Below are 13162 nucleotides of genomic sequence, written 5' to 3'. Positions count from 1 at the left end.
AAAAAAGCCAAACTGTTGTTTGGCTTTTTTTATGTTTGAAGTTGTCTAGGAAGTTAGTGGCAATGATAAGAGCCATCTTTGTGGTTATTGTGACAACCATCTTTGTTTGTTCTGCCTGAATGTGCAAATATGCTACTTGTAATTAATGTAACGATTAAAAGAATGATCACTTTTTTCATATACTTTTCCCCAAAAAATAAAATTTATTATAATCATGTGTTTAATATTTTTGCTGCTAACATGAATACGGCATAGTCGTATTTTGGGGTGGTATCTAATTGGGTCGTTAAAAATAAGCTTATGACAAAATAATACTCGATTATAAGAAATGCTCATGGCATATTGAGCGCTAAATTATTCAAAAAAGCATGCCAAGATGAGTTTAAATTCTCAAATTTTGATTGCAGCCATAGTGGGTGTAGTTTTTGGTTTTATTTTAAACCTATTCCCTAATACTCAATTTTTTGATGCCAGTATTTATGGTCTTAGCATTGTGAGTAGTATTTTTATTGGCTTACTTAAAATGCTACTTATTCCTTTAATTTTTAGTTCCATTGTTGTGGGCGTTTCAAATTTACAAGCGACAGGGCAGCTCGGTCGAACTTGGAAAATTACACTCATGTGTTGTGTAACCACAACAACATTGGCGCTTATTTTAGGTTTAGCATGCGCGCATCTATTTAATGTAGGTAAAGGCGTTGATATCGTGATGTTTCAAGATGCAATGAATTCACATCAAACACCTGACACATTAACGCCATCATCATTTTTTACCAACTTTATCCAAAATACTCTCATTAATCCATTTAAAGCTTTTACAGAAGGTAATGTTTTGGCTGTAGTGGTTTTTGCGTTATTTGTGGGTGTTGCTTTAGTGAAAGGTGGTGAAAAATTTAGAACGGTGCGCAATCTTAGTCAGCAGTTTTTTGACATTATGATGTTAATGATTGGTTGGGTGATGAAGCTTGCACCATTTGGTATTTTGGCATTATTAGCAAAGCTCATTGCAACTGAAGATATTACGGTGTTAAGTCGTTTAGCAGAATTTGCCGCCGTGGTTACAGGAACAACCATTTTTCATGGTGTAGTTGTGTTGCCATTGTTACTTTGGATTTTTGGAAAAATGAATCCAATCACCTTTTTTAAAGGAGCGCGTGCTGCTTTAATTACTGCGTTTGCAACAAGCTCAAGTTCTGCAACTATGCCACTTTCTATGAAGTGTGCGCAGGAAAATTTAAGTGTACGTCCGCAAACTGCAGGCTTTGTCATTCCTTTAGGTACGCAATTGAACATGGATGGAACTGCGCTTTATGAAGCGGCAGCAGCGTTGTTTATCGCAAACTTAATGGGTTTAGATTTGACTATTGGTCAGCAACTGATTGTGTGTGCAACAGCAATGATTGCATCGCTTGGTGCACCTGGTATACCAAGTGCAGGTATGGTCACTATGATTATGGTTTTACAATCTGTTGGCTTGCCTGCCGAGGCGATTGCAATTTTACTACCTATAGATCGTTTGCTTGATACAGTTCGTACTGTGGTCAATGTTCAAGGGGATATGATGATTAGTGTGGTAGTAGATCGTTATACGAAAGAAGAAAGTGCAACCTAAATTTTAAAAAGTTGAATGTAAAAAAGGTCGGATATTCCGACCTTTTTTACTTGTTACTGGAGAAGAAAGTTAATCTTCTTTTTTATTTACTTTAGATGCTGTGGTGTTTTCAACATCAAGTTGATCTTCAAATTCAACATCATCAAAAAGGCCTTCTTCAAACTCGAATTCACCTTCTTCAAAATCATTTTCAGAAGCTTCAGGAATACTGTCTAAATCGAAGTTGTTTGATTGTTCAAGTGTGAAGTTCAAACGACCTGCCATAACACTCGCAAGTTCTTCTAAACCTTGTTTGTTCATTGAAGAAAAAAGTTGAATTGAGAAGTTTAACTTCATCTTTTTCAATTCTGCTTTCACTTCTTGCAGTGCTTTAGAAGCAGGACCACGGTTTAATTTGTCTGACTTCGTTAAAAGTACATGCACAAATAATTTACGTGAGTAAGCCCACTCAAGCATCATGACATCAAAATGTTGTAATGGATGACGAATGTCCATTAATAAAACTAAGCCCTGTAAGCTTTCGCGATGAATTAGGTAGTTTTCTAATTCTTTTTGCCAAACAATTTTCATGGCTTCTGGTACTGCAGCATAACCATAACCAGGTAAATCGACTAAACGCTGGTCTGGATTGCCTAAGCTAAAAAAGTTGATCATTTGTGTACGACCAGGTTTTTTAGAAGCACGAGCCAATTGCTTTTGGTTGGTTAGTGCATTAATCGCGCTTGACTTTCCGGCATTTGAACGACCTGCAAATGCAACTTCATAACCTGTATCTTCAACACAAAGATTAAGCTTAGGCGCACTCATTAAGAACTCAGCTTTTCTTAACCAATTTAATGAGCGAACAGAGTACTCAGTAATGGCAGAATCAACTTTTTTCTCATAGCTGATCTTTTGCTTAGGCGCATTTGCTGTCTTACTGTTTTTAGACTTTCCTCTGCTGTGGTGCATAGCTTAACTTCAATCAATAATCTACAAACAGCTATTATAAAGGAAGTCGAACATTCAAGCGACCTTTGCAAATTTTAAAGCGAAGGAAATTTACAAAAGAACGTTATAAATGAATGAGAGGAATGGCAGATAGGGTGGAATATTTTGCTTTGGGCGATGTGTTGAGGACATCGTTGAGAGTATATTGGTTGAGACTTATATAAAATTGCTCAAGTGATTGATCTAAAATACCTTTTAATCCACATTTACTACGTAAAACACAAGGTGGGGTATTACATTCAACAATGTGATGGTCGCCTTGTAAAATTCTAACAATTTCACCAAGTTGTGAGTTTAATGCTTGAGGATTTAAGCGAATTCCACCACCTTTGCCGCGAGTGGTAATAATCCAATCATGTTGTCCCATAAAATGAACAATTTTAACTAAATGATTTTTAGACACATGCAAATCTTCCGCAATTTCGGCAATGGTATACGGCATATCTCTTGGTTGAGCGATATACATTAAAATACGCAGTGCATAGTCGGTAAATTTGTTTAGTTGCATGTGATTTAAATAATATTAAGACCTGTTCTAGTGTAGCGTGAAAGTTCCTCTAAAGGAACTTTCAGCATAGAATCATCTATTTAGAATAAGGTGTTATAACTTAAAGAGGGGCAGTTACTTGTACTGTATCGCCTACTTTATAGTTTTCTAGCAATATATTCGCAACAGAGAATTCACTACCATTTTCTTCAGCTTTAACTACAAATTTAAACTCGTTATGATCTTGTGCTTCAGCAAATTTAAATTGTTGAGGTTGTTGGAGTTCATGGTTTGGCACATTAACTTTGACTGAAATGTATTGACCAACTTCTGCATTTACAACATCTTTGCCATCACTTGCTTTAATGGTAAAGGTCGTACCATTTTCGTTGCTTTCAATTGTTGTGATCTCAAATGTGCGCCATCCGCTCCATCCACCTTGTTTTGCAGCAAGGTTTTCAAATTTTTGTTTTTCTGCATTAATTAAAATATCAGCAAGTTGAAGATATGCTTCTTTCCAAGCTGCAATTAAGTCTGAATCCATAGGTACATCTAAAACTTCACTAATGGAATGAAGTAAATTTTCACCCACAATTGAATATTCATCTGGCTGAATGTTTAAGCTCACATGCTTTGTGGAAATGTGTTCAATTGCTTTTGCAAGTACGCTTGGGTTTTCAATGTTTTCAGCATAAGCCAATACAGCAGCTGCAAGGGCACGAGGCTGGCGACCAGTACTTTGGTGATCTAAGTTAAATGTATTTTTTAGCTCAGGATGATTGTTGAGCATGCGGTTGTAAAAATAACTTGTGAGTGCAACACCGTTTTCACGTAGTACAGGAACAGTTGATTTTACGAGTTCAATATATTGCGGATTCATGGCTTTACTTCTTGAGAGAGTTATAAGGTATATTTAAAATACATCTTATAAAATGTATTTACAATACATCTTTAAGAAAGCCATAAAAAAAATATGGGATATAAAAATATCCCATAATAAGTTAATAAATGATCGGTTTATTGGATTATTTTCTACCAAACAACGAGCCAAGCAATCCACGAACAATTTTTTGTCCTGTCGATCCACCTAAGCTACGTGCGGCACTTTTTGCAAAAGTACCGACTGTGTCTTGAATAATTTTTTCACGTTGTTTTGCTGCACGCTCAGCTTCCTTTTGCTGTTCGCGTGCAATACGTTCTTGCTCTTTGGCTTGTTGTTTAGCAAGAGCTTCTGCTTCTTTAGCTTGCTGTTTCTCTAGGGTTTCTCTTTCTTTTGCTGCTATTTTTTCTTGTTCTGCTTGAGCTGCCTGTTGTTGCATTTCGGCTACTTTATTTTGTAGGCGCTCAAATGCACTTTCGCGATCAACTTCTTTTTCATAAATACCAGCAACAACACTTTGGCTTATTAATGTTTTACGCTCTTCAGTGCTAATTGGGCTAAAGGAGGAGTGTGGTGGCATAATCCAAGCGCGCTCAACCATTTGTGGAATTCCTTTTTCATCTAAACAGCTTACAAGCGCTGCACCAACACCAAGTTCGGTAATTGCTTGGTCTACTTTAAATTCAGGATTGGCACGGAATGTATCCGCCGCTGTTTTCACTGCCTTTTGATCTTTAGGGGTAAAAGCACGTAAAGCATGTTGAATGCGATTACCTAGTTGCCCTAAAACACTTTCGGGTAAATCGAGTGGGTTTTGGGTAACAAAGTAAATACCAACACCCTTAGAGCGAATTAAGCGTACAACTTGTTCAATTTTCTCTTGTAGTGCTTGGCTTGCATTATCAAATAGTAAATGGGCTTCATCGAAGAAGAAAACAAGTTTTGGTTTGTCCATATCACCAACTTCAGGAAGTTGCTCAAATAATTCAGAGAGCATCCAAAGCAAGAAGGTTGCATAAAGTTTTGGTGTATTCATTAATTTATCTGCCGCCAATAAATTAATATTTCCTCGACCTTCGCTATCTGTTTGAATGAAATCTAAAATATTTAAGCTTGGCTCGCCAAAGAATTTATCTCCGCCTTGATCTGCTAAAGCAAGTAAATTACGTTGAATTGCACCTAAGCTTGCAGGAGATAGGTTGCCATATTCTGCCTGATAACTTGCGGCATTTTCACTAACATGGCTAATCATTGCTTTTAGATCTTTAAAATCTAAAAGGAGTAGACCTTGGTCATCAGCAATTCTAAAGACTGCTGAAAGTACGCCTTCTTGTGTATCATTTAAATTCAACATGCGTGAAAGTAATAACGGACCAATTTCTGAAACTGTTGTTCGAATAGGGTGTCCTTGCACACCAAATAAATCCCAAAAAACAACAGGGGATGCAGCAAAATCGACGGATTCTATATTTAGAGCTTTTAAGCGTTCATCAAATTTGGTATTGCTTTCACCTGCTTTAGCAAGGCTTGAAACATCACCTTTAGCATCGGCTAAAAATACAGGTACACCAAGACGTGAAAAACTTTCTGCAAGAACCTTTAGTGTTACAGTTTTACCTGTACCTGTAGCGCCTGCAATTAAACCGTGTCTATTGGCAAATTGGGAGTGTAAAACAACATCTTTTGTGGTGTCTGATGTTTTCTTTGCAACAACAATTGGTGTACCCATATTTATTCCTATTTCATTGTAATTTATGATTTATTTAAGGTTTGAATTGCATTTTGTATATCTTGTATTAAATCTTCAGGGTGTTCTAGTCCTATACAAAAACGAACCAGTAATCCTTGTTTTATATGAGTATGTTCTAAAGTACGCATCTCATTCAAGTTGTATAGCATAACAAGGCTGATTGGGCCGCCCCAGCTAAAGCCAAGCTTAAATAATGTAAGAGCATCACAGAATTTACGAACATCTTCAAGTGTGTATTTAGGGTCTAAAATGACACTCACTAAACCTGCGCTATGACCGTCTGTACACACTTCTTTCCAATATGCGTGACCAGGTGATTCTTCATCACTTGGATGTAAAACTTGTATAAATTCTTTTTGCTGTTTTAACCAGTTTAATAGCGTAATTGTGCTTTGAGATTGATGTTCATAGCGGAGTTGCATAGAAGATAAGCTACGTTGAATTTGTGCTACATCATCTCCTGAAATGCTAATCCCTTGAATTGCATGCATACGATACAACTGATGGTGTAGCTTTTGGTTACGCGTTACTACTGAACCCATCAAAATGTCACCACCACCACTTGGATATTTCGTGAGTGCGTGAACTGTAATATCAATACTTAAATGCTCACTGCTAAAATCAAAAGCGTTAAAGGCTAAACCTGCACCCCAAGTATTATCAATAGCGGTAAGAATATTGAGTTGTTTTGCTTTTTTTACAAGATTGACTAAATCGGGGAATTCTAAAGTGACTGAACCAGCGGCCTCTAGCCATAAGAGTTTTGCTTTTTCTGTTGGTTGAAAAGATGAGGCATCAATAGGGTTGTAGACTTTTACGATAATCCCATAACGAGATGAAAGGTTCTGTAAATGTTCCATGTTCGGACCATAAATATTATCAGCTACCCAAACCTCATCTCCTTGAGATAAAAAGCATGAGTTCACTAAATTGATAGCAGATAATCCACTTGGTGCAAGAAGTGAATAAATCCCGCCTTCAATCTGGGCAATGTTATCGCCTAAGGTAAAAGTCGTTGGTGTGCCGTGAGTACCGTAGCTGTAGTCGTAGTTATCTGTCCAATGACGATTAAATAAGGCATCTGTATTCTTAAAAATAATAGTGGATGCTCGATATAGGGGAGGTTGAATCGTATTTATAAGTTGGGGGGCTTTTCTTGGTGCATGGATAAGCTGTGTTTGTTGATTTTTTTTCACTTGAAAGTCTCGTGATCTGTCCGTAATGAAACTAGCTTAAGAGAAAATAAGCAATTCATGCTACAGAATTACGTAATTCTGTTAAAAACTGACAAATAAATAAAAGTTGGCTTCCTTTTTGCAAAACTAAAATTAGAGCAACAACAATTAGGTTATCGCGCATGAAGTCGCAGTTAAAAGTACATTATTTTCAGCATATTGCTGGCGAAGGGTTCGGGAGTTGTTATGAGCATTTAAAAAAGCTTAATGCACAAATAACAGCAACAGAGTTTTTTGCTTTACCTTTAGATCGTCCTTTAGATATCGAGGCATTACCTACAGTAGAAGAGGTAGACCTATTGATTATTATGGGAGGGACTATGAGTGTGAATGATGAAGCAAATTTCCCATGGTTAAAAGTAGAAAAAAGATGGCTAAGAAGATACCTGTCATTGGGTAAACCAGCTTTGGGGTTGTGTTTAGGCGGGCAGTTGATTGCAAATGCGCTGGGTGCTGCTGTTAGTAGAAACTCAGAGCAAGAGCTGGGGTGGAGTGTGGTTAATAAAGTTCAAAATGTACCTAAAGAATGTTTTGAGTTGCCACATACATTCAATGTAATGCAGTGGCATAGTGAAACATTTGAAATACCTAAAGGAGCAGTGCATTTAGCAGAAAACAATGCTTGTCGAAATCAGATGTACCAAATAGGCAAGAATGTGCTTGGCTTTCAGTTTCATCCAGAAATGACACCAGAAGCACTAACCTTATTTCTTGAAGATGAAGATGAGCTATCTAAATTTGCAGGTAAATATGTGCAATCTGAATTGAATTTAAAGAAAACACCAAAGGAAAAGTTTAGTGAAGGAAATTTTGTATTAAAGAATGCAATTGAATATGTTTTAAGAAGATCAGTGTATTAGAAAAGTGTTTACAAAATAAACAGGCTAAAAGCGGGGATATTTAAGATAAAAAGTAAAATAGGTTTGCTTATGCAATAAACAATCGTTATAATGAGCGACCCTTTAATGAAAGGGGTTAGCTACAAATAAGTTAGCTAATATCGTGACAGTCGTGGCATCGATCATGACCTTAGTGATTTTCACTGCCTTTGACACTTGCCTTACATTTGTGGGGGGGAGATGCGTCAAGGGTGATTCTTTATATATTTTGGCTTGGAGTTAACTGGTATGTCTAACCAGAGAATTCGTATCCGTCTTAAGTCTTTTGATCACCGTTTAATTGATCAATCAGCTCAAGAAATCGTAGAAACAGCAAAACGTACTGGTGCACAAGTTTGTGGTCCAATTCCGATGCCTACACGTATCGAACGTTTTAACGTTTTAACATCACCACACGTAAACAAAGATGCACGTGACCAGTACGAAATCCGTACTTACAAGCGTTTGATCGACATCGTTCAACCTACAGATAAAACTGTAGATGCGTTGATGAAGTTGGATCTTGCAGCTGGTGTTGATGTTCAGATCGCATTGGGTTAAGGCTTTCGGGTTAATTAACGTTCTATAAGTTAATTAGGCCGCTTTTTTAGAGGTTTATGCACATGGCTATTGGTTTAGTCGGTCGCAAGTGCGGTATGACACGTATCTTTACAGATGCTGGTGTTTCTGTACCTGTAACAGTGATTGAGGTTGATCCTAACCGCATCACTCAAATCAAAACGCTTGAAACTGATGGTTATCAAGCGATTCAAATCACTACTGGTGAACGTCGCGAATCTCGCGTAACTAACGCTCAGAAAGGTCACTTTGCGAAAGCTGGTGTTGCTGCTGGTCGTTTAGTTCAAGAATTCCGCGTTTCAGAAGCTGAACTTGAAGGTCGTGAAGTTGGTGGTACGCTTACTGTTGACTTGTTCACAGTTGGTCAAATTGTTGACGTAACTGGTCAGTCTAAAGGTAAAGGTTTCCAAGGTGGTGTTAAGCGTTGGAACTTCCGTACTCAAGACGCTACTCACGGTAACTCACTTTCTCACCGTGTTTTAGGTTCTACAGGTCAAAACCAGACTCCTGGTCGCGTATTCAAAGGCAAAAAAATGGCTGGCCATTTAGGTGCTGAACGCGTAACTACACAGGGTCTTGAAATTGTTGCTATTGACGCTGAACGTTCTGTTCTAGTTGTTAAAGGCGCGATTCCTGGTGCTACTGGTGGCGACGTAACTGTTCGTCCTACGATCAAGGCCTGAGGGGAAATAACGTGAATTTAAATACTGTTTCCGGCTCTGCTGTTGAATTATCTGAAGTTGCTTTCGGTCGTGAATTTAACGAAGCTCTTGTACACCAAGTTGTTACAGCTTATTTAGCTGGTGGTCGTCAAGGTTCGAAAGCTCAGAAATCACGTGGCGAAGTATCTGGCGGTGGTAAAAAACCTTTCCGTCAAAAAGGTACTGGCCGTGCACGTGCTGGTTCTATCCGTAGCCCAATCTGGGTTGGTGGTGGTAAAACTTTTGCTGCTCGTCCACAAGATTGGTCTCAAAAAGTTAACCGTAAAATGTACCGCGGTGCAATGCAATGCATCCTAGCTGAACTTGTTCGTCAAGATCGCTTGGTATTGGTTGAAGAGTTTGCTGTTGCAGCTCCAAAAACTAAAGAATTGCTTGCAAAACTTAACGACTTGAATGCAACTCGTGCATTAATCGTTACTGATGCTGTTGATGAAAACTTGTATCTTGCTGCTCGCAACATTCCACATGTAGATGTGGTTGATGCTACTGCAATTGATCCTGTTAGCTTGATCGCGTTCGATAAAGTTGTTATGTCTGTTGCTGCTGCTAAGAAAATTGAGGTAGAACTAGGATGAACAACGAACGTTTATATCAAGTCCTACAAGGACCTGTATTTTCAGAAAAAGCACAAGTTTTAGGTGAAACTGCTGGTGTTCAAGTTTTTAAAGTTGCTTTAGGCGCTAACAAACTTGAAATCAAAAAAGCAGTAGAACAATTGTTTGGTGTGGAAGTTGTTAAAGTTAACACGACTATCACTAAAGGTAAGACTAAACGCTTTGGTAAAACATTAGGACGTCGTTCTGATGTTAAAAAAGCATACGTCACCCTGAAAGCTGGCCAAGATGTTGAAATGGCTGACTTGGGCGATACCGCTGAAAGCGCAGCGGAATAAGGACGAGAATTATGCCTATTCAAAAATGTAAGCCAACGTCACCAGGACGCCGCTTTGTAGAGAAGGTTGTTCACAGCCATCTACATAAAGGTGCTCCTTACTCTCCGTTGGTTGAAGCTAAAAAACGTACTGGTGGTCGTAACAATAACGGTCACATTACGACTCGTCACGTTGGTGGCGGTCATAAGCAGCACTACCGTCTTGTTGACTTTAAACGTAACAAAGATGGCATTCCTGCTGTAGTTGAACGTATTGAATACGATCCTAACCGTACTGCACACATTGCACTTGTATTGTATGCTGACGGTGAGCGTCGTTATATTATTGCACCTAAAGGCCTTCGCGCTGGTGATCAAGTACAGTCTGGTAACGATGCTCCAATTCGTCCAGGTAACTGCTTGCCACTTCGCAACATGCCAATCGGTTCTACTCTTCACAACATCGAGCTTAAAATCGGTAAAGGCGCACAATTAGTACGTTCTGCTGGTACTTCTGCTCAATTGTTGGGTCGTGACGGTTCTTACGCAATCATTCGCTTACGTTCAGGCGAAATGCGTAAAGTACACGTTGAATGTCGTGCAGTTCTTGGTGAAGTTTCTAACCAAGAAAGCAACTTACGTTCACTAGGTAAAGCTGGTGCATCACGCTGGCGTGGTGTTCGTCCTACCGTTCGTGGTATGGCGATGAACCCAGTTGACCATCCACATGGTGGTGGTGAAGGGCGTAACAAAGGTATTCAACCTGTAAGCCCATGGGGTCAAAAAGCTAAAGGGTACAAAACACGTACCAATAAGCGTACGACTAAGATGATCATTCGCGACCGTCGCGTTAAGTAACAAGTAAAGGAATCTGACAATGCCTCGTTCTCTGAAAAAAGGCCCATTCGTCGATGCGCACTTGTTCGCTAAGGTTGAAGCGGCTATCGCGGCTAATAACCGTAAGCCGATCAAAACTTGGTCGCGTCGTTCGATGATCCTCCCAGATTTTGTTGGTTTAACAATTTCTGTCCATAATGGTCGTAACCATGTTCCAGTGATTGTATCTGAACACATGGTTGGTCATAAACTCGGTGAATTCGCGCCAACTCGTACCTATCGTGGTCACGGTGTTGACAAGAAGTCTAAACGTTAAGGTGCTATGATGGAAGTTACTGCTAAATTACGCGGTGCCGCTATCTCGGCACAAAAAACACGTTTAGTTGCAGATTTAATCCGTGGCAAATCAGTTGCTCACGCGCTTAATATCTTAAACTTCAGCAACAAAAAAGCTGCAGTTTTAGTTAAAAAAGCATTGGAATCTGCAATCGCAAACGCTGAACACAATAACAGTTTAGATGTTGACGATCTTAAAGTTTCTACGATTTACGTTGATGAAGGCACTAGCCTTAAGCGTATTTTGCCACGTGCTAAAGGCCGTGCAGATCGTATTACTAAGCGTACTTGTCACATTACCGTTAAGGTAGGGGTTTGATATGGGTCAGAAGGTTCATCCAATCGGTATCCGCCTAGGTGTTGTGAAACGTCATAACGCTAATTGGTATGCGAGTCCGAAACAATACGCTGAATACTTGCTTAAAGATTTGCAAGTTCGTGAGTTTTTGAACAAAAAACTTAAGAATGCAATGATTAGCAATATTCTTATCGAACGTCCTACGGGCGCTGCTAAAATTACTATTAGCACTGCACGTCCTGGTATCGTTATCGGTAAAAAAGGCGAAGATATTGAGAAATTACAACGCGAATTAACATCTATTATGGGTGTTCCTGCGCAAGTAAGTATCAACGAAATCGACCGTCCAGATTTAGATGCTCGTTTAGTTGCTGAAGGTATTGCTTCACAATTAGAAAAGCGTGTTATGTTCCGTCGTGCTATGAAGCGTGCGGTACAAAACTCTATGCGTGCTGGTGCTAAAGGTATCAAAGTTGAAGTTTCAGGTCGTTTAGGCGGTGCTGAGATTGCTCGTACAGAATGGTATCGTGAAGGTCGTGTACCTTTGCATACTCTACGTGCTGACATTGATTACTCATCAGTTCGTGCTGAGACTACTTACGGTACGATCGGTGTTAAAGTTTGGGTATTCCGTGGTGAGATTTTAGGTGGCATGAAACAAGTCATGAACCCTGCTCCTGCTGAAGAACGTCCAGCTAAACGCGGTCGCGGTCGTGGTGAAGGTCAAGAGCGTCGTGGTCGTCGCAATGATCGTTCTGCTGAAAAAGGAGAATAATCCATGTTGCAACCTAAACGTACTAAATTCCGCAAAGTGCAAAAAGGCCGTAACACTGGTTTAGCACATCGCGGTAGCACTGTATCTTTCGGTACAATTGCACTTAAATCAATTGAACGTGGTCAAATGACTGCGCGTCAAATTGAAGCAGCGCGTCGTACAATCAGCCGTCGTATTAAACGTGGTGGTAAGATCTTTATCCGTGTTTTCCCAGACAAGCCAATTACTGAAAAACCATTAGAAGTTCGTATGGGTAAAGGTAAAGGTTCTGTGGAATACTGGGTTTGCCAAATCAAACCAGGTAAAGTCTTGTACGAAATTGATGGTGTTAACGAAGAATTGGCTCGCGAAGCGTTCACGCTTGCAGCTGCTAAACTTCCGTTTAAAACCACTATCGTGACTCGGACGGTAATGTAATGAAAACTAAAGATCTACGTGAAAAGTCGGTAGAAGAATTGACAGCTTTGCTTGATGAGCAACAGTTGAACCAATTCCGTCTTCGTATGGCGAAAGCAACTGGTCAATTGGGTAAATCGCACGAAGTTGCGCTTACTCGTAAGACAATTGCTCGTATCAAGACCCTCCTTACCGAAAAACAGGGGAACGCACAATGAGTGAGCAAACAGTTCGCACGTTAACAGGCAAAGTAGTAAGCGACAAGATGGACAAATCTATCGTTGTTCTTATCGAACGCCGCGTTCAACACCCGTTGTATGGCAAATTAATCCGCCGTTCAACAAAATTACACGCTCATGATGAGAGCAACACAGCTAAACTTGGCGACGTTGTAACCATCAAAGAATGCCGCCCAATGTCTAAAACTAAGTCATGGACTTTAGTTGAAGTTATTGAAGCTGCAGCTGAGTAATTAACGTTCTTGTTGCATCATCGGTCAAATTCGAGTACTCTTTGA

At 39.5% G+C, this 13162-nt stretch carries 18 protein-coding genes and 1 pseudogene; 13 read left to right on the top strand and 6 right to left on the bottom strand.

Annotated elements, in window-relative coordinates; translation table 11 throughout:
- Nucleotides 1-53: 53 nt before the first annotated feature.
- A complete protein-coding gene (locus AC5YC8_RS02625) occupies nucleotides 54-179 on the bottom strand; it encodes a YHYH domain-containing protein (RefSeq protein WP_496163439.1) in 126 nt (41 codons plus the stop codon).
- Between the two features lie 197 nt (nucleotides 180-376).
- On the opposite strand from AC5YC8_RS02625, the gene AC5YC8_RS02620 reads away from it, so the two are divergent.
- Nucleotides 377-1612, top strand: coding sequence for a dicarboxylate/amino acid:cation symporter (locus tag AC5YC8_RS02620; protein ID WP_496163438.1), 1236 nt, complete (start codon nucleotides 377-379; stop codon nucleotides 1610-1612).
- A gap of 69 nt (nucleotides 1613-1681) precedes the next feature.
- Here the strand turns inward: AC5YC8_RS02620 and yihA are convergent, their stop codons facing one another.
- From yihA to AC5YC8_RS02595, 5 genes are all read right to left on the bottom strand, one after another.
- A complete protein-coding gene (gene yihA / locus AC5YC8_RS02615; protein ID WP_496163437.1) occupies nucleotides 1682-2563 on the bottom strand; it encodes a ribosome biogenesis GTP-binding protein YihA/YsxC in 882 nt (293 codons plus the stop codon).
- 103 nt (nucleotides 2564-2666) lie between these two features.
- Nucleotides 2667-3110 (bottom strand): RrF2 family transcriptional regulator, encoded by a 444-nt coding sequence (locus AC5YC8_RS02610; protein WP_496163436.1) that lies wholly within the window; start codon nucleotides 3108-3110, stop codon nucleotides 2667-2669.
- 100 nt (nucleotides 3111-3210) lie between these two features.
- Entirely contained in the window at nucleotides 3211-3969 is a 759-nt protein-coding gene (locus tag AC5YC8_RS02605) for a globin domain-containing protein (protein WP_496163435.1), read from the bottom strand.
- Nucleotides 3970-4114: 145 nt separating this feature from the next.
- Nucleotides 4115-5698, bottom strand: coding sequence for a helicase HerA-like domain-containing protein (locus tag AC5YC8_RS02600; RefSeq protein ID WP_496163434.1), 1584 nt, complete (start codon nucleotides 5696-5698; stop codon nucleotides 4115-4117).
- 23 nt (nucleotides 5699-5721) lie between these two features.
- Nucleotides 5722-6915, bottom strand: coding sequence for a PLP-dependent transferase (locus AC5YC8_RS02595; protein ID WP_496163433.1), 1194 nt, complete (start codon nucleotides 6913-6915; stop codon nucleotides 5722-5724).
- Nucleotides 6916-7076: 161 nt separating this feature from the next.
- On the opposite strand from AC5YC8_RS02595, the gene AC5YC8_RS02590 reads away from it, so the two are divergent.
- The 12 genes and pseudogenes from AC5YC8_RS02590 (at nucleotide 7077) to rpsQ (ending at nucleotide 13117) form a co-directional block, all read left to right on the top strand.
- Nucleotides 7077-7814 (top strand): type 1 glutamine amidotransferase, encoded by a 738-nt coding sequence (locus AC5YC8_RS02590; RefSeq protein WP_496118318.1) that lies wholly within the window; start codon nucleotides 7077-7079, stop codon nucleotides 7812-7814.
- Nucleotides 7815-8081: 267 nt separating this feature from the next.
- A complete protein-coding gene (gene rpsJ / locus AC5YC8_RS02585; protein ID WP_000070912.1) occupies nucleotides 8082-8393 on the top strand; it encodes a 30S ribosomal protein S10 in 312 nt (103 codons plus the stop codon).
- 62 nt (nucleotides 8394-8455) lie between these two features.
- A complete protein-coding gene (gene rplC / locus AC5YC8_RS02580) occupies nucleotides 8456-9094 on the top strand; it encodes a 50S ribosomal protein L3 (RefSeq protein ID WP_496118310.1) in 639 nt (212 codons plus the stop codon).
- Nucleotides 9095-9105: 11 nt separating this feature from the next.
- On the top strand, nucleotides 9106-9708 hold the full coding sequence (gene rplD, locus AC5YC8_RS02575; protein ID WP_496118308.1) for a 50S ribosomal protein L4: 603 nt from the start codon (nucleotides 9106-9108) through the stop codon (nucleotides 9706-9708).
- Nucleotides 9705-10025: a 50S ribosomal protein L23 gene (rplW, locus tag AC5YC8_RS02570; RefSeq protein WP_154771857.1), complete on the top strand. Its 321-nt coding sequence runs from the start codon at nucleotides 9705-9707 to the stop codon at nucleotides 10023-10025. Before rplD ends, rplW begins: the two co-directional genes overlap by 4 nt.
- An 11-nt stretch (nucleotides 10026-10036) precedes the next feature.
- Nucleotides 10037-10861, top strand: coding sequence for a 50S ribosomal protein L2 (rplB, locus tag AC5YC8_RS02565; protein WP_154771858.1), 825 nt, complete (start codon nucleotides 10037-10039; stop codon nucleotides 10859-10861).
- 19 nt (nucleotides 10862-10880) lie between these two features.
- Nucleotides 10881-11156 (top strand): 30S ribosomal protein S19, encoded by a 276-nt coding sequence (gene rpsS / locus AC5YC8_RS02560; RefSeq protein WP_004281508.1) that lies wholly within the window; start codon nucleotides 10881-10883, stop codon nucleotides 11154-11156.
- Between the two features lie 9 nt (nucleotides 11157-11165).
- Nucleotides 11166-11495: a 50S ribosomal protein L22 gene (gene rplV / locus AC5YC8_RS02555; RefSeq protein WP_067762914.1), complete on the top strand. Its 330-nt coding sequence runs from the start codon at nucleotides 11166-11168 to the stop codon at nucleotides 11493-11495.
- Between the two features lies 1 nt (nucleotide 11496).
- A pseudogene (rpsC, locus tag AC5YC8_RS02550) lies at nucleotides 11497-12313 on the top strand (30S ribosomal protein S3).
- Nucleotides 12253-12666 carry a 50S ribosomal protein L16 gene (rplP, locus tag AC5YC8_RS02545; RefSeq protein WP_067669331.1) on the top strand — a complete coding sequence of 138 codons (414 nt, stop codon included), beginning with the start codon at nucleotides 12253-12255 and terminating at the stop codon, nucleotides 12664-12666. Before rpsC ends, rplP begins: the two are co-directional and overlap by 61 nt.
- Complete coding sequence (gene rpmC / locus AC5YC8_RS02540) at nucleotides 12666-12863, top strand: 50S ribosomal protein L29 (protein ID WP_004825188.1); 198 nt, start codon at nucleotides 12666-12668, stop codon at nucleotides 12861-12863. The genes rplP and rpmC overlap by 1 nt, the downstream gene beginning before the upstream one ends.
- Nucleotides 12860-13117, top strand: a complete 258-nt coding sequence (gene rpsQ, locus AC5YC8_RS02535) for a 30S ribosomal protein S17 (protein ID WP_496118304.1) — start codon at nucleotides 12860-12862, stop codon at nucleotides 13115-13117. The genes rpmC and rpsQ overlap by 4 nt, the downstream gene beginning before the upstream one ends.
- Nucleotides 13118-13162 lie beyond the last annotated feature (45 nt).

The organism is Acinetobacter sp. FY731, assembly GCF_059515905.1.
This window is presented reverse-complemented; position numbering and strand designations above follow the sequence as displayed.